At 46.5% G+C, this 22,324-nt stretch carries 15 protein-coding genes; 7 read left to right on the forward strand and 8 right to left on the reverse strand.

What is annotated here, in order from left to right; translation table 11 throughout:
- The first annotated feature begins 176 nt into the window (after positions 1–176).
- Positions 177–1,976 (forward strand): glycosyltransferase family protein, encoded by a 1,800-nt coding sequence (locus NCI00_RS05940; RefSeq protein ID WP_253526051.1) that lies wholly within the window; start codon positions 177–179, stop codon positions 1,974–1,976.
- Positions 1,977–2,349: 373 nt separating this feature from the next.
- Here NCI00_RS05940 and NCI00_RS05945 read toward each other — a convergent pair whose 3' ends face one another.
- Together NCI00_RS05945 and NCI00_RS05950 are read right to left on the reverse strand one after the other, a co-directional pair.
- The gene (locus NCI00_RS05945) at positions 2,350–3,717 is read right to left on the reverse strand and encodes a sensor histidine kinase (RefSeq protein ID WP_166559045.1); all 1,368 of its coding nucleotides are present in this window, start codon (positions 3,715–3,717) and stop codon (positions 2,350–2,352) included.
- Positions 3,714–4,391 (reverse strand): response regulator transcription factor, encoded by a 678-nt coding sequence (locus tag NCI00_RS05950; RefSeq protein ID WP_114065893.1) that lies wholly within the window; start codon positions 4,389–4,391, stop codon positions 3,714–3,716. The genes NCI00_RS05945 and NCI00_RS05950 overlap by 4 nt, the downstream gene beginning before the upstream one ends.
- A gap of 174 nt (positions 4,392–4,565) precedes the next feature.
- On the opposite strand from NCI00_RS05950, the gene NCI00_RS05955 reads away from it, so the two are divergent.
- From NCI00_RS05955 to NCI00_RS05970, 4 genes are read left to right on the forward strand one after another with little or no spacing between them, the layout of a single operon-like run.
- Positions 4,566–5,945, forward strand: coding sequence for a TolC family protein (locus NCI00_RS05955; RefSeq protein ID WP_253526053.1), 1,380 nt, complete (start codon positions 4,566–4,568; stop codon positions 5,943–5,945).
- Between the two features lie 25 nt (positions 5,946–5,970).
- Positions 5,971–9,174 (forward strand): efflux RND transporter permease subunit, encoded by a 3,204-nt coding sequence (locus NCI00_RS05960; protein ID WP_253526055.1) that lies wholly within the window; start codon positions 5,971–5,973, stop codon positions 9,172–9,174.
- Positions 9,171–10,265, forward strand: coding sequence for an efflux RND transporter periplasmic adaptor subunit (locus tag NCI00_RS05965; RefSeq protein WP_253526056.1), 1,095 nt, complete (start codon positions 9,171–9,173; stop codon positions 10,263–10,265). Before NCI00_RS05960 ends, NCI00_RS05965 begins: the two co-directional genes overlap by 4 nt.
- Positions 10,266–10,285: 20 nt before the next feature.
- Positions 10,286–10,888, forward strand: a complete 603-nt coding sequence (locus NCI00_RS05970) for a hypothetical protein (RefSeq protein WP_253526057.1) — start codon at positions 10,286–10,288, stop codon at positions 10,886–10,888.
- Between the two features lie 67 nt (positions 10,889–10,955).
- Here the strand turns inward: NCI00_RS05970 and NCI00_RS05975 are convergent, their stop codons facing one another.
- The 3 genes from NCI00_RS05975 to NCI00_RS05985 form a co-directional block, all read right to left on the reverse strand.
- Positions 10,956–12,377, reverse strand: coding sequence for a hypothetical protein (locus NCI00_RS05975; RefSeq protein WP_253526058.1), 1,422 nt, complete (start codon positions 12,375–12,377; stop codon positions 10,956–10,958).
- A 370-nt stretch (positions 12,378–12,747) separates the two neighbouring features.
- Complete coding sequence (locus tag NCI00_RS05980) at positions 12,748–13,992, reverse strand: FG-GAP repeat domain-containing protein (protein WP_253526059.1); 1,245 nt, start codon at positions 13,990–13,992, stop codon at positions 12,748–12,750.
- Between the two features lie 13 nt (positions 13,993–14,005).
- Complete coding sequence (locus NCI00_RS05985; RefSeq protein WP_253526060.1) at positions 14,006–16,858, reverse strand: PVC-type heme-binding CxxCH protein; 2,853 nt, start codon at positions 16,856–16,858, stop codon at positions 14,006–14,008.
- A 290-nt stretch (positions 16,859–17,148) separates the two neighbouring features.
- On the opposite strand from NCI00_RS05985, the gene NCI00_RS05990 reads away from it, so the two are divergent.
- Positions 17,149–17,484, forward strand: a complete 336-nt coding sequence (locus NCI00_RS05990) for a hypothetical protein (protein ID WP_253526061.1) — start codon at positions 17,149–17,151, stop codon at positions 17,482–17,484.
- A gap of 852 nt (positions 17,485–18,336) precedes the next feature.
- Entirely contained in the window at positions 18,337–18,609 is a 273-nt protein-coding gene (locus tag NCI00_RS05995) for a hypothetical protein (protein ID WP_253526062.1), read from the forward strand.
- 8 nt (positions 18,610–18,617) lie between these two features.
- Here NCI00_RS05995 and NCI00_RS06000 read toward each other — a convergent pair whose 3' ends face one another.
- The 3 genes from NCI00_RS06000 to NCI00_RS06010 all read right to left on the reverse strand — a co-directional run bounded on the left by NCI00_RS06000 (position 18,618) and on the right by NCI00_RS06010 (position 22,297).
- Positions 18,618–19,991 (reverse strand): hypothetical protein, encoded by a 1,374-nt coding sequence (locus NCI00_RS06000; RefSeq protein ID WP_253526063.1) that lies wholly within the window; start codon positions 19,989–19,991, stop codon positions 18,618–18,620.
- Between the two features lie 204 nt (positions 19,992–20,195).
- On the reverse strand, positions 20,196–20,645 hold the full coding sequence (locus NCI00_RS06005; protein WP_114065882.1) for a cold-shock protein: 450 nt from the start codon (positions 20,643–20,645) through the stop codon (positions 20,196–20,198).
- Positions 20,646–21,088: 443 nt separating this feature from the next.
- Entirely contained in the window at positions 21,089–22,297 is a 1,209-nt protein-coding gene (locus NCI00_RS06010) for a PQQ-dependent sugar dehydrogenase (protein ID WP_253526064.1), read from the reverse strand.
- Between the last annotated feature and the right edge of the window lie 27 nt (positions 22,298–22,324).

Consider the following 22,324-nt stretch of genomic DNA (forward strand, 5'->3'; position numbering starts at 1 on the left):
TATGTAAAAAAAGGCAAAATATACATAACACTTTTTTCTTGGATTATTCCCTAATTGAACACTGAATGCATGTTATTTTATTGCATAAATTTAAGGAATAAGAAATTGATAATCTGCGTATTATGTATAATGGTTAGGCCATTAATACCCACACTTCCCTAATTTAAATAGACTGAATGATACACGATGGAATGGGTTGGTTTGTTGATGAATGGCCATTCATCTATTATTCAATCGGATTTGTTTTACTCATTGTTTTGGGACTTGCCTCGGGCATTGTGCCTGATTATACCGCCAAAATGTCCGCAAAAAGCCATTTTGGACTGCTCGTGGTGATGATTATATTTCTCCGGATTCCGAGTATTGGGTTCAATGAAGAGCTCAACCCCGACGAAAGCCAGATGATGGCGCAGGCCATTACGCTAAGGCAAAAACCCATATTCTGGGCGTCGGTTGATGGAACCACTTCTGGCCCGCTCAACAGTTATGCGCTTTTGTTGCCCGCCGTTTTTGGTCTTCCCCTCGATTATACGGCGGCCCGAATCACCGCATTGGCATTGATTTTGGTTGCTTTTTACTTCTTTTATCGCAGTCTCCAACGGATGTCTACGCCAATCGTCACTCGTTTGAGCGCCTTGGCGGTTGCCGTCTTTTTTGGTTGGACCACTTGGTCTGATTTTCTGCATTACAGCAGTGAACTTGCCGCCCTGCCCTTACTGACGGCTTGCTTCTACATTGCTTGTCGGTGGATGAGTGGCGCAAAACGCTCACCGATTGACTTATACCTGATGGGTTTTATGGCGGGCTTGATTCCGTTTTGCAAGTTGCAGGCTTTGCCTGTGATTGCGGGTCCGTTGTTGGTTCTTGCCTTTTTTCTGCTTCGAGCCCAACGGCCCAACTACCGGGCACTTTTCACGTTGATGGGCGGCGGAGTGAGCAGTATCGGTATCATTCTGATGCTATGCGCCCACTATGGCGTATTGGATGACTTTTATACCTACTATTTGCTAGCAAATTTGATTGGTTATGAAGAATTAAACCAATATTCAACGATGTTGCCCCATACACTTTGGGAGAGGTTCATTGCCCTGCCAACCTATCTGGGGCACCATCTTGATATTCTTGGGCTCTTCGCTTTGATTGTGCCGTTGTTGTTGCTGCGGTTTTTGAAGGTCAATCCTTTTGTCAATAAAACGGGAGGCTATCAATGGATTGCGGTCATGGTGGCGGTTACGTTGGGGCTGTCTCTTTTTGCGGTTTTTAAACCCGAAACGCAATTTAGTCATTACCTGCTTTTTGCCGTTTTTCCTCTGGGCTGGATGCTTAGCGTTTGTCTTTCACCGTTGCTAAAAGAGAACGGTTCGACCGAAAACAGGTGGCCAACTGGGGTGTTTATGGCGACGATATTCTTCTTTATTTTTCTACGGTTTACCCTGTACGGCTATTTCAGCGTCTACAGTGTGGCTTTAGTGACCTATCCGCCAATGAGTAACAATGACGTTGGAAGCGGGGCTTCGGTAGCCTTCAGGATTAATCCTTATCTCGCGGTTTTTCCGCGTTATGCCCGTTTGCAGCAATCAGCCGTTGCCGAATGGATTCAACAGGCTACAAAGCCGACAGATTGCATTGCCGTGTGGGGTTGGAACTGCCGTTTATACGTTGAAAGTCAAAGGCGGCAGGGAACGGCAGAAACGCATTCGCAACGTAGTATTATGAAGAACTCGTTTCAGGCGGTGTACCTTGAAAAATACATTCGGAATCTTCAAGAAAACCAACCCGCTTTATTCTTGGATGCGGTAGGGCCTAACAATTTGATGTTTACGCTAAAATCGCAGCGGCATGAATCTTACCTAGTATTGAATCGTATGGTAGCGAGAGACTATTCTTTCGTCAAGGAAATTGACAGTATTCGAATTTATCAACGAAAAGACCTCATTCGTCAAGCACCTATTCAGGTATCGTTGTCGGGGCACTGAAAGTGCCATGCCTGCTTCCAAGAAAGCCTCCGTTTTCTGAATATTCAAAATTGCGAAGCGTATTTTGAGCGATAAATTCACCCGCCAATAGGTTAATTTCGCAGGCAAATAGGTAGGTTTCACCGGTGAATAGGTAGGATTCACGGCTTTTAGGGATAAAAATGAATAAAAGTTTATGTTACTTTGCTACCGTAGTCTAAAGAATTCAGCAACAAGTGTGTTCCTGTATTCTATAGTCAACTCAATGTTATGAAAGATAAAGTGAGCCGTGAAAGCGGTTTTTGAAGATTTATTCAAGTAGGGTAAAGTTGTTGCATGACCCGTTCTCTTTGAGAGCGGGTCATGTTTTTTTTTGACACCACTACCAAGCATCTTATATTGAAATGGCAGGCAAACGGACCGAAACGGTGGTGCCTTCTGTGGGGATAGATTGAATATTTAGCACACCCCGATGAATGGTAACGATTTTTTCGGCCAACGTCAGGCCCAGCCCAAAGCCTTTTATCGTTCCTACATTCTCGGCCCGCATCATGGGCAAAAATACCTCTGAAAGTCGGGCGTTGGGAATGCCGATTCCTTGGTCAATAATATCAATTATGACCCAGAATGGTTGGCAGGTGATCACTGCTTGTACGGGCTTAAAATCAGAGTATTTACAGGCGTTGTCAATAATATTTATCAAAGCCGTGCGCAGCAAGCTATTGTTGCCGACCACCTTAATGCGCGGGCTGTTTTCGATAAATACTTCGGTCAATTGCAAATCAATTTGTTGATGGGGGTACTTTTCCTGAAAATAGCCCACGGTATCCAAAATCGTATCTACCAAATTGACATCTTCCATGAGTCGATTAGGGTTTAGCCCTTCTACCTCCGTCAGGTGCAGGAGCGAATTGGCCAACTCAATGGCGTCTTCCAGCCGGTGCAGCGCTTTTTCCATGCTCTCGCGGGTGGCTTCGGGGGTTTGATCGTAGGCGAGCCCCGTTTCCAACATTCCCTTTACGACCGTCAACGGCGTTCGGATTTCGTGGGAAGCATACCCAATAAAATGCTCATGGCTGACGGCCAATTTTTGTAGCCGACTCAACAGTTGATTGAATGAGCCCGCCAAGTAACTTGCTTCGTCGGGTTCGGCTTTATAAGATAGACGAAATGAAAAATCGTTGACGGTAGCGGTATTTATCTGACTGATTAAGCGGTCAAACGGCTGCATGGCCCGCCGCGCAAACAAAAAGCCTGCTAATATAATTACCGCCAATGATAAAATGTTGCCGCCCAAAAGGATGGCAAATAAGTTAGTGCTGGTCTGGTGCCCGTTGAGGTCATAAGCCGTTACGACGACCACATAATTTCGGTTTTGGTAATTGAAAGACAGCGCTACGCCTTCTTTGGGGGAGGGCCATTCGGGCGTTTTGTAGGTAAAATACATCTCTTTACGGCGCGCTTCCCGGAGCAGGTCTTTGGTTGGTACATAGTCGTGCGGACCCGTGGAGGAATAAATGAGATTGTTTTCTACGTCAAAAATCATTTCTTTTTGTTCGGGCAAAATGAGAAAGCTGAACCGGTGAAATTCACTGCGATTCAGAAAATAGGTTTGGGCCGAGAGCGCACGGCGTTGCAGCCGGGTGCGCATCATCGAACGGCGGTACGATTCGTAGGCTTCAAAAATAAATAAAGAAAACAGCACGAGTATCGTGGCTACCAATAACCCAAACGCAATCGTCACTTTTTCTTTGATGCTCATGGCTCAGCCCCAATCATGTATCCAACCCCAAAAACGGTATGAACGAGTTTTGGCTCTACGGTGTCTATTTTTCGACGCAAATAATTGATGTACACATCCACTACGTTGGTGTTGGTATTAAAATGTACATCCCACACATTTTCTTGAATGCTCACTCGACTCACTACGCGCCCCTGATTCACCAACAGGTATTCCAGCAGGGCGTACTCCCGGGCGGTCAGCGTAATGCGCTGCCCCGCTCGCCAAACCTGATGCGATTGCGTGTCTAGTTCCAAATCCAGCAGGGTCAGGCGTTTGGGTAATAGCGGGCGGGAAGAATGCCGCCTTGCAAGGGCTTTTAGTCTGAATACCAGTTCTTTGAAAGCAAAAGGTTTGGTGAGATAATCATCGGCTCCCGATTCAAACCCCAGTACTTTGTTGTCAAGACTCCCCAGTGCCGTTAATAATATCACGGGAATAGCGGGCCAGTTTTGTTTGATAAATCGGCACAAATCATACCCATTGAGGCCCGGAATATTTACATCCAACACTACTACATCATAGCTGTGCTCATTGACCAAACTGCGCCCTATGATTCCGTCGTAGGCCATCGACACTGGAATGCCCTCCGACTGTAAACCCTTCTGAATGAACTGTGCCAGTTCAACGTCATCTTCTACCAATAATACATTCATAACACCCTAAAAACACTTTTGAATGGCTAATTCTACCACTAAAGTAACCATTAAACGGCTTGATATTGGTTTCTAATCAAATTCTAATAAATCACTAATGAGTCTTTAATGAGCGTGGTGGTTATTTTGAAGGGTGAAACGACACCTCCACCCATTTCTTAATTTATTGCACAAATGATGTTTTTTGCCCGTCGTAATTTTGCATTGGTTGCCTTGATTTTAGTGAGTCATACGGGTTTGTTTTCGCAGGTATTGACGATGGAAAGGGCCATTGACGCAACCTTTTCCCATTATCCGACGCTGGCAGCGCAACGCTCGGCGTTGGAGGCGATTCGGGCAAACGCCCGGGTGGTGCGCGACAACCGCTTGCCCAACGTTCGTCTTCACGACCAGATTGATGTCGGAACGGCCAACGGCCATTCGGGTTCGTATTTTTCGCTGGGGTTAATTGTGCCTACTTCGGGCGGACGGCGGACCGAAAACCGTATGGATTTGGCTTCGGGCAATATCGCGCTGGCCTCTATGGACTGGGAAGTGTATAATTTCGGGCGTTTTAAGGCCGAAGACCAGCTTGCCCGCACCGATATTGCCGTTGGAGAATCTGCGCTAGAACGTGAAAAATTTGGACTGCGCCAACTCGTCATTACGACCTATTTGGACTTGCTTCGACTGCATCAACTTTTGAAAATTGAGCAGGGAAACATCGCCCGCGTGGATACCGTTCGTCGAATCACCGTTAACTTGGTGCGTAACGGTATCAAACCGGGGCTTGATTCATCGCTGGTTTCGGTGCAGTTTTCCAAGGCTAAACTCGGCTATTGGCAGGTGTTGGAAGATTATCGGCAGGCCGCCAATCAGCTCGCCACGCTCACGGGGCGCCCTGTTGAGCAAATGCAAATCGATACCACTTTTCAGTCGGCATCGGTGGGTTTATCTCCCCTTTACTCGGAGCCTACCAACGACCACCCCTTGCTGAAATACCGTGATTATTTGGCGAAATACCGCTCGGCAGAGATTGACGTGATTCGTAAAGCTGCCCTGCCGAGGGTGTCGCTGCTGACGGCGACTTGGGCGCGGGGTTCTAGCATTAACGTTGAAAATAACTACGGACCTTTGGGCAACGGGCTGCTTTATAGCCGGACCAACGTACTGGTCGGGGCGGCAATGACCGTCAACTTGACGGATTTTCGTCGTTCTTCCCATCGTATTCAATTGCAACAGTTTCGGGTAAAAGAAGCGACCAATCAACTGGCGGCGGAGCAACTGCAACTTAAAAATACCCTAAATGCTTCGGAGGCGATGCTTTCTGTTTTACAACTCGAACTAAAGGAACTGCCCCTTTCATTGCAGTCGGCTACGGCGGCTTACAACCAACGGCTTTCGCGGTATAACAATGGATTGGAAAATATTTTGGGGTTAACGGATGCCCTGCAACTGCTTACTTCGGTAGAAAAAGACGTAGTAACTACCCAAAGTCGCGTTCTTCGGGTGCAACTCCAAAAAGCCTCCGCCACCAATAATTTCGAGGCATTTTTCGCCCTTTTTCGTCGGTAGTATCCCTTAACCACCCATTGTATTTATGTCGCTCTTGTCCACATCGTTAAAACGTCCGCTTTCGGCTTTGGTGCTGATTGGTGGGCTTGTCGTGTTCTCAATTTTATCGGCTACAAAGATTCCGATTGATATATTTCCTCGGCTAAATTCCCCCGTTATTTATGTCATTGAGCCTTACGGCGGGATGTCGCCCGCGCAGATGGAAGGTTTTTTTGCGACCAGAATGCAGGATCAGTTTCTGTACATTTCGGGTGTCAAAGAAATTCAGAGCCGCAGCGTGCAGGGGCTTACCATCGTAAAACTGGCTTTTTATGAAGGGTCCGACATGGCGCAGGCCGCTGCCGAAGTGGCGATTCAGGTCAACCGGGCCATGAAATTTTTTCCGCCGGGGGCGTTACCGCCGCAAGTGGTGCGCTACGATGCCTCCTCGGTACCCATCGGTGACTTAGTTTTTAGTAGCAAAACGCGGGCTCTCAAGGAGATTCACGAATTGGCCGTTACGCGTATTCGACCGCTGTTTTCGACCATTCCGGGCCTGACGGCCCCGCCGCCGATTGGAACCAACTCGCGGACGGTTGTGATTAATCTTGACCCCGACAAAATCAGGAGCCTGAACGTATCGCCCGATGAAGTGGTCGAGGCTTTAGCGGCCAATAACGTCATGACGCCTTCGGGGAATATTCGCATCGAAAACCGGACCTACATTACCACCCTCAATTCCCTCGAAGAAAAAGTCGAAGATTTTAATCAGATTTCCATCAATACCAAGGGCCATCGCACCATTTTTCTGCGTGATTTAGCGACGGTCTCCGACGGTTCTGACGTAACGGCGGGCTACGCCTTGGTCAACGGCAACCGTTCTTCTTATATTCCAGTGGTCAAAACGGCCGACGCTTCAACTTGGGACGTGGTGACGCGACTGAAGGCGAAATTGCCCGAAATGCGCAGCCTCCTTCCAGATGACATTGAGGTTTCGTACGAGTTTGACCAATCCGTTTTTGTGATTAACGCGGTCAAGAGCCTGATTTTTGAAGGGGCCCTCGGAGCTATTTTAACGGGCCTGATGGTGTTGCTTTTTTTGGGCGATTGGCGTAGCTCTTTGATTGTGATCATCACGATTCCGGTCTCCATTATTGCGGCGGTACTACTGCTGAATTTAGCGGGACAAACCATCAATATCATGACTTTGTCGGGGCTGTCGTTGGCCATCGGTATACTGGTGGACCAAGCCACGGTGACCATTGAAAATATTCACCAACATTTGGAGATGGGGAAACCCAAAAAACTGGCCGTGTACGATGCCTGTCGGGAGGTTGCCTTGCCGCTTTTGCTGATTTTATTGTGTATTCTGGCCGTTTTTGCTCCATCCTTTTTGATGTCAGGCGTACCGAAAGCCATGTTTCTGCCGCTTTCGCTTTCCATTGGATTTGCCATGACGGTCTCTTATTTTTTGGCCCAAAGTCTGGTGCCAATTCTGGCCAATCACCTCATGAAAAGCCACCCTCATGTTGCCGAACACAAAGTGAATGTAAAACAAAAGACGTCGTATTTTGAATGGATGCGCGACGGATTTGTGCAGCAAACTAGGCGATTGATGCGACGAAACAGGCTGATTGTCAGTGTATATCTTTTGATTATTTTCGTTTTGGCGGGCGTTGGATTTATCTACATCGGTAAAGACATCTTACCCCAGATTAATTCTGGACAGATGGTAATTCGGATGAAAACCCCCGACGGAACCCGCCTCGAACGCACCGAGGAAAAGGTAAAAGAACTGCTGAATTTGGTGGATGAAGTGGCCGAAGGAAATCTGGCCGTTTCGTCGGCTTACGTGGGCGTGGTACCTACAAACTACGCCACCACCAACCTGTACGTGAGTACGAGCGGCTCCAACGATGCGGTGATTAAAGTGGCCTTGGCAAAAGAATACCGCGCCAATATGCAGGATTTTAAAGAACGCTTGCGTGAGGCGGTAAAAGAACAAATGCCCGGCATCACGCTTTCCTTTGAGCCCGCCGACCTGACCGAAAAACTCATGAGTCAGGGTGCGTACACGCCCATCGAAGTACAAGTGGCTGGGCGAGACATGGCCCAAATTGAAAGCTACGCCAATCAACTCGTGGGTGGTTTGGCAGAGGTGCCTTTTTTGCGGGATGTGCGCATCATTCAGCCCCTCAAGTTTCCCGTCATCAATATCAAACTCGACCGCCAAAAACTTGCAATGATGGGGCTCAACATTCAGCAGGTAGCCCGGTCCATCACGGCGTCAACGTCTTCGAGCCGATTTACCGAAAAAAATCAGTGGCTTGATCAAAAATCGGCGTACACGTACCAAGTGCAGGTGCAGATTCCTGAATATGCCATGCGGAGCTTGCCCCAATTGCAGGAAATTCCGTTGGTGGCGGGCCAGGTACGCCCAGTGCTTTCGGATGTGGCAACGTTTTCGATGGATACCCTGCCGGGAGAATACGCCCGTACGGGACCGCGACGGTTTGTGACGGTTTCGGCCAATATTCACCACACCGATTTGGGAGCCGCAACCACGGCCGTTGAGAAGGTAGTGGCAGGTATGGGCGAAACGCCCAAGGGCCTTGTTACGCAAATCAAGGGGATGTCGTCGTTGTTGGTCGAAACCCTCGACAGTTTGCAGGTGGGTTTGGCCATTGCGGTATTGGTCATTTTTTTGCTTTTAGCCGCCAACTATCAATCGTTTAAGTTATCATTTGTGGTGCTGTCCACCATTCCAGCGGTGATTGTCGGGGCCATTGGCTTGCTGTTGCTGACGGGCAGTACGCTCAATTTACAATCTTACATGGGGATTATTATGTCGGTCGGGATTTCGGTTGCCAATGCCATTTTGATTGTAACCAATGCCGAGCAGCTTCGGTGGGAGTACCGCGACGCCCGCAAAGCTGCCGTTGAAAGTGTAGGTATTCGCCTGCGCCCGGTGTTGATGACGAGTTTTGCCATGATTGCGGGCATGGTACCGATGGCCCTTGGTACGGGCGACGCGGGCGAGCAGGTGGCTCCGTTGGGGCGGGCCGTGATTGGGGGCTTGATTGCGTCAACGATTGCGGCTTTGTACATCGTTCCGCAGGTCTATGCTTGGTTGCAGGGGAGTACCGACTTCCAAAACCCATCCCTTTTGCCCGAAGAGGAGCCCGTCACGCACCCCATTTTTGAAGAAGAATCCCTTGAAATCCATCATTTAGTTCATAAAGAAATATGAAAACAATCGCATTCAGCGGTCTGGCCGCGCTGGTCGTTTCGGTCAGCCTGACGGGCTGTTCTTCTTCGGAGACGGCCGAAAAGAAGGACAAAAAAGCCCAAGTAGACCGACCAAAGTTCCAAATTGGCAAAGCCGTTCCGCAAAAAGTGGGGCAGACGTTTCGACTTCCGGGCGAGTTTAAGGCTTTTCAGGAGGTAAATATTTATCCCAAGGCCGACGGATTTGTGGAGCAGGTATTGGTTGACCGGGGTTCTTTTGTAAAAAAAGGACAAATACTCATGGTCTTGGATTCGCCCGAATCAGAAGAGCGGCTGGCGGTAGCCCGCTCCAATGCCCTGAAAGCCAATGCGCTACTGGTGGCAAGCCGGGAGCATTACCGCCGCCTGAGGGCTAGTAGCAGAGTGCCGGGGTCGGTCTCGGCGCTGGATTTGGAAACCGCCAACGCCCGTATGATGGCCGACAGTGCGTCGATGCTGGGTGAGGAAGCCAACTTTCGGGCACTGACCAAAATCAAATCCTACCTGACCGTTCGGGCGCCGTTTGATGGCGTGATTACCGAACGAAATGTTCATCCTGGTGCACTGGTCGGGGCAGGCGCTAAAATGGAGCGTCCGATGATGGTGTTACAACAACAAAATCACCTTCGACTCGTGCTAGATATTCCCGAAAATTATAGCACAACGCTAAAGCACGGAAAAACGGTTTCGTTTACGGTTGGTGCGTTGCCCGGCCAGGTATTTAAGGGAAAAATTACGCGTCGATCGGGCAACATGAACGAGCAATTTCGCTCCGAAACCGTCGAAATAGACATTACAAATGCCGCTGGAAAGTTTAAGCCGGGCATGTTTGCCGAAATAATTCTGGACTCAGAAGGCAGCACTGGCGCTTTGGCGGTGCCGCTTACATCGGTGGTGGCTTCTACGGAGCGGCAGTACGTGATTCGTGTGATTGATGGCCGGGCGCAGTACGTCGATGTGCGGCGCGGTCAGCAATCAGGAGATTTGACAGAGGTGTTCGGCAACTTGCGGGCCAATGACCAAATTGTCATCAATGCCCGCGAAGACTTGAAAGAAGGAACGGAAATTCAATAGTTATACGAGGCTGTAAACGGATGAAAGCGATTTTGATGGGGGCGTGTTTGTGGGTGTTTATGGCCAAAACCCAAGCTCAAAAGAGAGCCGATAGACCTAATAACGGGGTCTATCTGACGGTGGATGATTATATTCACCATCGTTTGGTCCACGAATTTACCAATAAAGGGGAAGGGTTTGAATTGCGCACACCCCGCATGAACCGCATTAAAATCACAACCCCCGATTCTACTTATTTGTACGATTTAGCTACCGTATTTGGGTACCGTCAAGCAGGTCGTGATTGGTGCTATCGGAGCGGGGAGTTGGTGGAAATCATTGGTTATAAGTCGCTTGAATTGCTGAATTATGAAGGCTTATGGCTGTATCGCCGCCGCGACTGGTCGGAACTAAGCCCCAATTATACCTATTTTTTTAGTAAGCATCCAACGGGAGAACTGAGTTGGTTGAGTCGAAAAAAAGTTAAAGAAGCCTACAAAAAAGATGCAGAATTTATGAGCTTACTCAATCAAGTGCGTTGGGGCAGAATTCTGGACACTTCTACCAAGACTGGTCGGCCTCTATTGCTAGATATTTACGCAACAGCGCACCAACTTCACTTTAGTCTGAAAGATAAAGAATAACCTAAGTCGTATAATAAACCAGCGGAGAACCACTCCCCACCAATGAAATTTAGCATCAAGAAACTCGCTAATTTGGCTTTGTAGCTGCTTTGGGAGTGGTGGTAGAAAAGAAACTGTTTGGGACGACCGCTTTCCATAGTTCAAGGTATTTGTCATGCCCCAATTTGCCCCTAAAATGTCCTTTCCCGCCATTGTCCCGCCAAGGGCCTTGGGTGGCGGGGTTGCTTAAGTCAATTCCAAGACTCGTGTTTGGTACTGTATTTAAAACCTGCTGTATTTTGTCATTGACAACTGCTGTGTTTTGATTTAAAAAGTCAACGCCTTCCTTGCTCAATTTAAAAGCCAGTTGCGAATGATTTGCCTGAACCGTTCGGGTATGGTTGATGACAAAAACGAAGTTTTCGTAAAGAGTAGGTAAAAAGTTTGGCCCCACATCATTGCCTCCGTGTTCAACCAACACCGCTCTTAGACCCGTGAGGGGGATGTATTTGTAGAAAGCGGCCTCAACGGGGCGGTAAGGCATCCAATATTGGTCTTGTCCGCCAAACCAGTCAAATCCAAACCGTTCCCTTTTTATGTTTTTCATGTTCATCCATACATTAGACCCACCGTAGGCGGTCATATATAGCAAAATTGGGACATTCAGACGTTTGGCAAGCGTGTCCCCAAAGCGCCCCCACATCCAACTGTGAACCCCAAAAGGACCAATGTTTGAGGTAGTAATGGGCTGAAAAACGAGCGGAAGGACATCAAGGTCTTGCAATTTTCCAGGTTCGTTGGGGATTGAAGGATTTCGAAGCACTTCCACCGTGCGCACTCTGGGGTCGGACGAAGGCTCATCGTAAGCTGGGTCTCCAGCCAGAAAACTGTGCCCCCAAAGCAATAAAACCTCACCCACACCCACCCGATTTACGGTCCGAGAAGTGCCGTAAATCGGCGTCGTACCGTTGCTTGTAGGGATATACCGTAGGATTGTTTTGACTTCTAACCGGTAATCTCCGCCTGTAATCCAGAGACTGTCGAGGTACTTACCGTTGGTTGCAAGAAACAAATCACTTTGGGCGGTTCCGCCCTGTATAGGCACCAGATTTACTTCCACGGCTACGGCACTACTATCACAGGTGCCCGAAATCCGCAACATCGCCTGATTGGAGTTGTTGCGTTGGATAATCTGATTTGGTTTTGGGAAATCAACTTCAATTTGTCGGCCAACAATTGTGCCCAAATAGAAACTCGAACCCGTTGCGGCGGTTGCAAAACCGGGGGATAATAAAATATACTTAGCGGCCGAATCAGCCTTGGAGGGAGGCTGCACAAGCAGACTGTTTCTTGTAATATTACTAGAAGTAGATGCCGACGCTCCAGTTCTCAGGTTGTTGACTTTTGGGATGGAATCTGCCTTCGACGAACGCAAATCGGGGGACTGGGAAAAACTGAAATTATAAAAAAACACAAAAGGAATCAGTAAAAGTAGACCTCTTTTTCTCATTTTTCAGGACACATTTAGTCGTTAATTACTTGATTTTTAGTCGCTTTTTGGTTTTATGTCAATGGGTTGTTGCCTTTAAGCGAATTTGATGAATAAAAAAATATCTATGGTATTTGACCATAGATAACCCATATAATAAGTATAAAAACCTGAAGTGCTCAAAGGTAATCGGAAAGATTCAGAATTGAAAAGTTTCTTGAAGGAGTCTCTTTTTTTTTGAGAAAAAAATATACCAAATGGAGATTCTCTGTGGGGCTTTTCGTTATGGAAAAGCAAGATTAGGGTATTTTGGCCGGATGTTTTATTTTGTTTTTTTATCTTTTTTGAAGAATGGTAACGTACCATAGCGGCACGTTACCAGTTAAAGGAATTATTTTTTTAGATTATTTTCAAACAGAAATACACCGTTTTTATTGGCAATGATGATGTCGGGTTTGCGGTCTTTGTTCATATCCTGTACCGTGATATTTAAGCCTGCCCCCGAATCATTGTCAATGACGTGCTCCGTCCAGTAGGGCTTTTTGCCCGGCGTCAGGTCAAACCATAGGAGGTAGGCGGCATCTGCATCGCCAGGGTCGCGGCCGTGGTGGGCCAAAAACCGCTTGCCAGTGATGTATTCTTTACGGCCGTCACCGTTCAAATCTGCCATGATTGATGAGTGGGTTTGGGCGGTGGTAGTGCTCATTACGTGCGTGGTGAAGTTGATTTTACCTTCGTTATCGGTAATCTGCTGGTGCCACCAAATGCCCAAAGCGTGGGCCGAGGCGCTGATGACATCGTTTTTGCCGTCACCATCTACATCCACAACCTGCATGTGTGAGCAGGGTTGTCCCAAATCGGCGGGATGAAATTTCCAGTTTCCAGCGGTTTTATCGGTAGTTCCTTCAAACCAACCTTCGCGAATGACCACGTCGTTTAGACCGTCTTTGTTGACGTCGCCATACCCAATTCCGTGCGAAAAAATCTCGGTTCCTGGCACATTTTCGGCGCTTAGGTTGTAGCGTTTCCATTTCGTATCACCACGCTTTACGGGGGCTTTCAGCCAGATAATCTGTTTTTTGGCTTTGTCGCCGCAAAGAATGTCAAGGCGTCCGTCGCCGTCCATGTCAATAAATCCCGGTGATTCGTTGGCGATACCGACCGAATCGGCAATGATGTGTTTTTGCCAGACGCCCGGTTTATTGCGCGGATTTTCAAACCAGAAGGCGGGTTTTCCCGGAAAATCAATGATGACAACATCGTCCCAACCGTCCAAGTTTACATCCATACCCATGTTCAAAAACGAGTTGCTGTATTCTTTTCTAGGATTAAATACCCTTGAAAACATTCCAAAACCTACCGTCGATGCAGAGGCTTCAGCGGTTGAAGCGTTGGTGATTTCGGCGGGGGCCATTTGGTGTTTTATCCAAGAAGGAGCTTCAAACCAATAATAACCCGCAACGATGTCCAATTTTCCGTCTTTGTTGAGGTCGGCTACGGCTACGCCTTCCGAGATAAAATCCCTCGTCAATTTTGTTTTCTTGAAGCCTGAAGGGAGTGTGGTGGTTACGGGTTGGCAAAAGGCGGTCTCGTAAACAAAAGCGAAAAAAATGATTATCAGATGTTTAGTCTTCATTGTTGCGAAGGTTTTATTTTCCTAATGCTTTATCAATCAGCATCTCACTTTCGTGGTTTTCGTGCGAATGCACTTTTCCTAAGCGGTCTTTCAGGTCTTTGAGTAGTTTTTTAGACTCTTCGGTTCCAATCGCCGTTACGCGCTGAATCGTGTAAGGGAGTAGCTTAGGGAATTTGGAAGTTTCGGCCATTTGCAGTGCGCGTTTTGCATCGACGGCTGCCAGCGGTTCGGCGGCGTACCATAGCATCAATGGTAGATTATGATCCTCTTTATCTTCGGCTTTCTGCGCAAGGGCTTCCACCACATCCCATCGCTGCGACGGTTCGAGTCGTATCATTGCCGAGGTTAGGTAAAGTCTTACTTGGGCAGAAGGGTCATTTTTTGCCAATTCAGCAAAACGTTTTAGGGCTTCAGGACTCACGCTTTTGTCTTCGGTCACCAACTGAATGGCCCAGCTCCTGACGTATTCGTTTTCGTGGGAAAGTAACTCAATTAAATCCTTTTCGGTCAGTCCTTGGGTAACGTGGAGTGCCCACAGTGCGCGTAGTTTACGGGTAGCATCAGGATTTTCGGCGAGTATTTTTTTGAGGGCTTTGTGGACTTTCTTATTGGGTCCACGCTCCTGCAACAGCGTGCGGGCCTGCCGTACGTACCATTCGTTGGCGTTTAGCTGGTAGTTTACTAATTCCATATCTGACGCCTTGGCCAAGTTTACCTGTACCCATTTGTCATTCTCGTGGGTAATTTTAAAAATTCGACCCATGGTTTTATCATGAACGTCGGGATTGGGGCTATGGCATTGGTTTTTATCATACCAGTCAATGGCAAAAACCGACCCGCTGGCGTCGTATTTGAAGTTGAGCCACTGCGACCAAGTGTCATTCATCGCCATAAAATCATCCCGGTGTCTAACCACGTACCCCGACCCGCTCCGTTGGGGGTGGTCACGGTTTAGCCGGGCACCGTTGATGTTGTTCATAAAAATCTCATTTCGGTACTCTTCAGGCCATGAACCGCCCAGATACACCATGGCTCCCGCGTGGGCATGACCGCCGCCTTTAGCCGCCGACCGAAAATTGCCCGCGTGGGGGCCGCGCTCACCCACCCAGTGTACGTGGTCAGCGGCGGTTTTGATGTCGTCGTAGGTGTAGGGGTTAAAATGTTTTCCCGCCTGTCGCTGATAACGGGCATTTTGGATAATATGGTACATGTGCGGAATGACGCAGGCCGTGATGAAAGGATGCCCGTAGTCGTTAAAATCAATGCCCCAAGGGTTGCTCGTGCCTTCGGCAAATACCTCAAATTGGTGGTTGGTGGGGTGGTATCGCCACACACCAGCGTTGATTTTAGTGCGCTCAGCATCGGGAGCGCCGGGTTTTCCGACGTTGGAATGGGTAAACACACCGTGCGTTCCGTAAAGCCAACCATCGGGCCCCCATCGCAAGCTGTTCAGGGTTTCGTGGGTGTCTTGCGTTCCCCAGCCGTCCAATAGTTTTTGGGGCGGTCCTGCGGGTTTGTCATTTTTGGCGTCTATCGGGATATATAAAAGATAAGGAGCCGCTCCGAGCCATACGCCACCCATGCCGACCTCAATGCCACTGACCAGATTCAGGCCTTCCATGAATACTTTTCGGCTGTCGAGGGTGCCGTCGCCGTTGGTATCTTCCAAAATCAAAATGCGGTCTTTGCCTTGTCCTTCGGGAGCAGGAGTGGGGTACGTGTGGCCTTCCACCACCCAAAGGCGGCTCCGTGAATCTATCGTAAAACTAATCGGACGCACCACGTCTGGCTCGGCAGCGGCTAAGGTTATTTTAAAGCCTTTGGGTGGTGTCATGGCCTTGGCCGCTTCGATGCCCGACAGCCCCGCATTCAGGACGGGGTCTAAGGGGGGAAGAATAATGATGTCTTTCTGTTTCAGCTCGTTAGGGAATTCGGGACGGGTGGGGTAAAATAGAAATTCATCAAAGTTGATGTGCGCCCACTTGTCGTGGGGAATATACGGGATTTGGGAAATACCCGTTTCGTTGTCAATAATCTTGATGTAAATCTCTTTGTCTAAGTACCCCTGAAGGTCGACCACGACTGGTTGCAGGGTGGCGCGTCCTTGCCCAGTGATGTTAAAGATAATCTGATTGGTGCCAGCTAAACGCAATTCGACGCGGGTGTCCGCTAATGCCCCCCCCGAAACCCGAAACGCAGCAAAAGGATGAGTGACTTTAAAAGGAGAGGAGGTTAATGTTCCCGTCAATTTTGCGTTGGTTGTACCTCCGCTGCTCAGAAAATGCGTTCCCTCAAAGCCAATACGCATATCTTTTTCGTGGATGGGAGAGGGGTCGAGAGAAATCAAAGGGTTGGCAAAGGCCGTTCCGGTGGCGGTCCAATCTTTTAACGTACCCGTTTCAAAATTAAGATTTAACGGTTGGCCGTCTTTTTTTGGCAACTGCCCCTGAATGGTCGCGGTAGAAATAACGCCCTCCACCACTTCAAAATTTCCAACCATACCTGCCGCCCGGTGGCCGGGTACGGAGCAATAATAAATGTCACTTTGAGTGGCGGTGAAAATAAGGGTGGTACTCATCCCTTTTTCCAGAATGGTCTTACTTTTTATGCCCATTTTTTCCAGGGCTATGTCGTGGGTCATCAATTCTGCATTGGTGATTTTTATCCGAACCCGGTCGCCTTTATTGGCCCGCAGCGTAGGGTTTCGCGCCCCGTCTGGGCTAAAATACCCCACCATTGAGGCCTCTAGCGCATAATCGCGGTCAAAGCGTGTAGTATCTTGAGTTTTTGATTGCTGGGCAGTGGCGTGTTGAAATGCTAAGAATAAAGCGGTGCATAAAGGTAGCAGCAGACGTGAAAGGTGCATAGGATAGGTAAGAAGGGTTTGGTTATACAAATTCCTTTTAAAATTATAAAATTATCTTAGTCTTTGATACTAAAAGTATTACGTGAAATACTATATACGTTGCTATCTAAAGGAGTAATTATCCCTTTATTTACTTGACAGACAGGGTTTATGATCATAAATGTGGATTTGATTCCCCGTTTACGAGCGATGACGGCTGGCATTAAAATTGAGTATGTCATAAATATTCTGCACATTTTTAATCAACTTAGTATTTATTCATGGCTAACTAATGAAATCGCGCTACAATCATGGCAACGAAAAAGAATGATAATGACAAAAGCGAGCGGGAGGAAGAGTTTCCGGGCTATCCGCTTTATCCAGCAAGTGAGGATATTTACAACAAGGCAACGAAAGAGGGGGATTTGGACCCCGAAGACCTGACCCAACGGAAGTCAGAAAACGATGAGGTGGGCGAATGGAACGAAAAAGACTTCGAGGCTGATATTTCGGGGGGAGATTTGGATATTCCGGGCGCTGAATTGGACGATGAGCTAGAAGCCATCGGGTCTGAAGACGAAGAGAATAATTATTATAGCCTGGGAGGTGACAATCATATCGACCTCGAGGAGCAAAATGATGAGTAGAGCGAAAGCAATCTAGCGGGGGAATATTCAAGTTATTCCTCCACTTTTTTTTAAAAAACAATGATGGCTCGCAATCGTTACAGACCAACTAGCCGCCGCTTAGGAAGACCGTCGCAAAATGTGATGGGAGAAATGTTCCAAAAAACCCCTTGGTGGGTATGGATTATTGTGTTGCTGCTTCTTATTCTCTTTTGGAAATTGACGGAAAGATGAACGTCTTGGATGTATACCAAGTGAATTGTAGAAACTGGATAGATGGACAAGTAAATGCCTTTAAACGCAACGATAAAGGCTTTTTTAAATTTTTTTAAAATTTTTTATTGAAAAAAATAAGCCAAAACATGTTGCTTTTTCCCTTGTTGGGGTAGATGTAAGCGCAGAATTGTAGAAATTTTAGCAGTAGGGTAGATTGTCTATTTTTGTCTTTATGGGATATTTTTGTACTTCTATTTGTCGACACCTCTACTCATTCACCCGTAATTGTTGTAAGTCAACAAAGACTTAAAAATATAACAATGTGTATTCGTTTTTGTATTTTTATAATATTTTAACAGGTGGGCCATTTGTGTTTTTAGATATATTTCCACATCTCAAGTAAATAAGTTAAAGGAGAATTGAAGTAGGCAACTGGTTGCTAATATTTTTCAGATGACTACCAAAATATACTTAAAGTCAAAACAGGTTTTAGCTTCACCAAAATATTACGAATCGATGGTGTTTTTCGATCAAAAAATGGAGAATGATGATTGATTTTGCTCCATCAAATGGCGCTGAATAAGACAGATTTAATTTGGAATTTATTTAGCTTATCTGCTATATTTGAGGAAGTTACCCTACTAAATACCATAAAAAATGTTTATTCGTTACGCAATCTGTCCAATTACTGGGCTTGAGATTGTACCTTGTTCTAAGTCCGATGAAACCTTTGACGGCTACAAGTACATCATTCCCAGTATCAGTGAAAAACTGCTGGTTTCCATCTCAAACAACGTTCTCCAAGACCAAGAAAGTCGCAATGCTCTTATTGAGCACCGCGATAAGTTTGTGAAAAATCTTCAAATGATTTCTAAACTCAGGGAAGAAACCTTTGTTTCTCAGGGCAACTGGTGGCTTTTTGTAAAATAGTATTTTTCTTATTCTACCGCCCCGATTGATGGCGGATTGGCCCGTGCGGTGTTGTAAAAATCGTCTGTTAGAAAAGACTGATACAAGCCAGCTTTTTTGGCGGGTGAAGTAGCAAGCAGCTTAAAACTTACTTCATCCGCCAGACCCGCTGCCGCTGGAGATGCAAAATAGCGATTGTTCGTAATCAAACTTGGCTTGGTTACGCTTTGCTGACTCCATATTTTATCGTTGGCAGTTGTTTCACTCTGTTGGAAAGACAAGTTGTTAAATATTTGAATATCACCTCCCTGTAAATTATAGACGTCCACAACTACCCCCACAAATACGGTAGGTTTTGACGTATTCATCTTGCCAGCTGTATTGTTGAATACTTTGGTGTTGCAATAAGTGCTTACGTCTGGTATGATGTGGTGTGCAAAACTTTGCACTTCCAGCGCGCTGTATTTACGACTGTTCCACACAATGTTGTTATAAAGTAGCACTTCTCTGGGCTGAGAGCCTTGGGAGAATGGCCAGAAACGGATAAAATTTCCCTGATGATTGGTACATTTATTGTTGTAGACACGCCCGTTTCCGAGCAATAAAAAAATGCCGTTGTGCTTATCAGTACCTCCGTTGATGTCGTCAAGTATATTATGGTGAATATCGCATCCTTCCACGTTTCCGATGTAAAGTAGCGTTTCAACCGTTGGACAGTTCTTAAAAGTACAATAGGCGATTTCGGGGTTTTTACAAAAACCATTATTAACTATGCCACCCGAATTATTGAGGTTACCGTTGATTTGAATACCTCCAGTATGCTCAAAATCACAGTGTAGAAGTTTAAAATTCAGAAAAGCGGTGGCATCTGTGCCGTTGTAGGTGGCGGTATTGTCGTAGAAAAGGGCGTAGTCTTCCACATTTTTCAGGCGAATTCCTTCCAGTGTCAATGCCTGTGGAAGGCTTCCTGTGATGGTAATGGCGCGGTAGGTTACATCGTGCAGGAAAATGTTTTTAGCTTTACGATACCCCGTCACCGTCAGATTGGATACATTCTCCAACGTGATTCCTCCACCGACTACTTCTACGGGACCATTTGCCACAAGTGTGACGGGTTGAGTGGCCGTGCCGTTGAGATTGGTAAACAACAGGTCTTTGTAGGTGCCGGGAGTGATAGCTATAATTTCGCCGGGTTTAATAGAAAGAGCTTTCCCGTCAATGGTTAAATAGCCCGAACCCGAACCCAAGGTGCGAGTGGGAATGAGTGGTACTTGGTCGTCTACCTCAAAAATGGGGTTGTCAAGCGGGGTTGCATTTCCTTTGCAACCGAATAAGAAAATCAAAACCAGAAACAATTTCAACGTGTAGGGTAGGATAATGGTTTTATGGACAGGGCAGTGCATAAGTGACATTAAATTTGCGAGAGTTATCAGGTCTCCCGTACTATTTCTTTATGGGTATATCAAAGATAACAGAATGGTATATATTATAACGAAAAAACAGCGTATTTTATGTGCGATGCTACTGGTGATTGGGGGGGATATTCACGACAAAGCCCCGAGAAGAGTCTTCTCGGGGCTTTGTCGTGAATATATTGGGTACTTTCTCTACATTTTCTTTACCGCAACGGCACTTGGCCCTTTTTGGCGTATTTCAATTTCGAAAGTAACTTTATCGTTTTCTTTGATTGGTCCGCTTAGTTCATTGATGTGTACAAAGATGCTTTCCTGAGACTTAAGGTCTCGGATAAAGCCGTAACCTTTTTGTTCGTTAAAGAAACTCACAACTCCCTCTCTGATAATCTCTACAGGTTCGTCAATCTGTTTGGCGACCCCAAGCGTAATATCTTCACTGTTAACGACCTTCTTTTTCCGTGGGTCTGGTGGCGTGTTGGAAATGTTGCCATTCTCGTCAACGTAGGCAATCATGTCTTCGAGGGATTGTCCCTTCTTGGCACTTGCCTGCCGTTCTTCTTTTTTCTCCTCCTTGTCCTTTTTCTTCTTTAATTTTTTCTTCTCTCTTTCTTTTTTACTAAATGTCTCCTGTGAACTAGCCATATTTTATTGTTCTTGAGCGTTGTATCCGTTTTTCAATAGCATGAGGGGGTTAAAAAACAGATGGTGTTGTGGTTTTATTGAATAGAAATACCAATCAAATGAGAGCTTACTATACGACTTAGGGATGCCCCAACGAGTGATCGTAAAAGGCATAAGTTGGACGGAAAAATCAGGAAATATTGGTATTCTGTTTAGTATCAACGCAAAAAAGTGCGTAATAATTTCCTATTAGATTAATTATATATTGTGATTTAAAAATAAATGAGAAAATGCTCTTCTCAAAACCCTTTAAAACCCCTTTTTTTAGCCATTATTTTTCCTCTTTAGCGCCCTGAAATGCGCATATTTTAGTTTAAGTATTTGATAATCAATGGTTTGTATTTTTGGTTGCTTCTCAACAATTATCTGAAGGTATTTTTTGACGAAAGCATACCGAAAAGCTTTTATTTTGAGGATACAAAACGTTTTATTTGTCCTTTATAATGATCAAGTACGTATATTTCGTGGTTGGCATCTTCGCCAAAGGCCGACACTGACCCTCCGTTGGCGTTGAGTAATTCATGACTTGTTTTGGTATTTTCTTTGAATGTCAATGTCCATATATTTCCATTGCTGTAGTCGGCAAACAGGTATTTGCCCCGCAACGCGGGCAGCCTTGAACCCCGATAAACAATTCCTCCGGTGACTGAAGTTCCGTCGCTGCGGGGATACTGGTGAATCGGATTTATAAGGCTATCTGACGGGTCACAATCCTTGCGGGGATTGTAACAACGGTTCCCCTCTTTCAATCGCCAGCCATAATTGCCCCCTTTGGTGATGATGTCAATTTCTTCAAATTCATTTTGTCCTACATCGCCTGCCCAAAGTTGGCCCGTTTGGGCGTCAAAACTGAACCGCCACGGGTTCCGCAGCCCGTACGCGTAGATTTCTTCCCGATACCCCAGTTTATTGGCGGCATAGGGATTATCGACAGGGATTCCATAGTTGCCTTTGTCGGTTTTGGCCACATCGATGCGGAGAATTTTTCCGAGCAGCGATTGCCGATTTTGGGCATAATTGTGCTGATCGCCCCAAGCGCCCCCGTCTCCCGTAGAAATATACAGAAATCCATCGGGCCCAAAGGCCATTTTTCCGCCGTTATGGTTGTCGTAGGGTTGGGTGAACTTCAACAGAATCACTTCGGTAGAGGCCACGGCTTTCATGTCTTTATAAGACGCAACTTGATAGCGGGCAATGATGGTTTGGAGGGGTTTTCGTTGGGTATAATTGACGTAAAAGTAGCCGTTTTTGATAAAATTGGGATCAAAAGCCAGACCCAGCAATCCCATTTCTCCACCGTCGCTTACGCGGTCACGAATGTCGAGAAAGACCTCTGCTGATTTCGTGGCGGCATTGTTGTCAAATACCTTGATTCTGCCAGACTGCTCTACTACAAAGACCCGATTGGTACTGTCGCCAGCGTGGGTAAATTCTACGGGCTCATTAAACGATAAATTCGGGAAAGCGTTTTCAAGAATATTGGTGGCGCCGGGAATTAAGTTTTTGACGTATTTTTTTTCGTTAAATTGATACATCAACAACACCAAATAGGCTATTCCTACAGCCGCTACTAAAATAAGGAGGGTTGTTGCTTTATGTTTGAATGAAGTCATTATCATTGGCTAAGAATTTCTAAAAAA

Origin of the sequence: Runella salmonicolor (assembly GCF_024158025.1) — a bacterium.
Classification (GTDB): domain Bacteria; phylum Bacteroidota; class Bacteroidia; order Cytophagales; family Spirosomataceae; genus Runella; species Runella salmonicolor.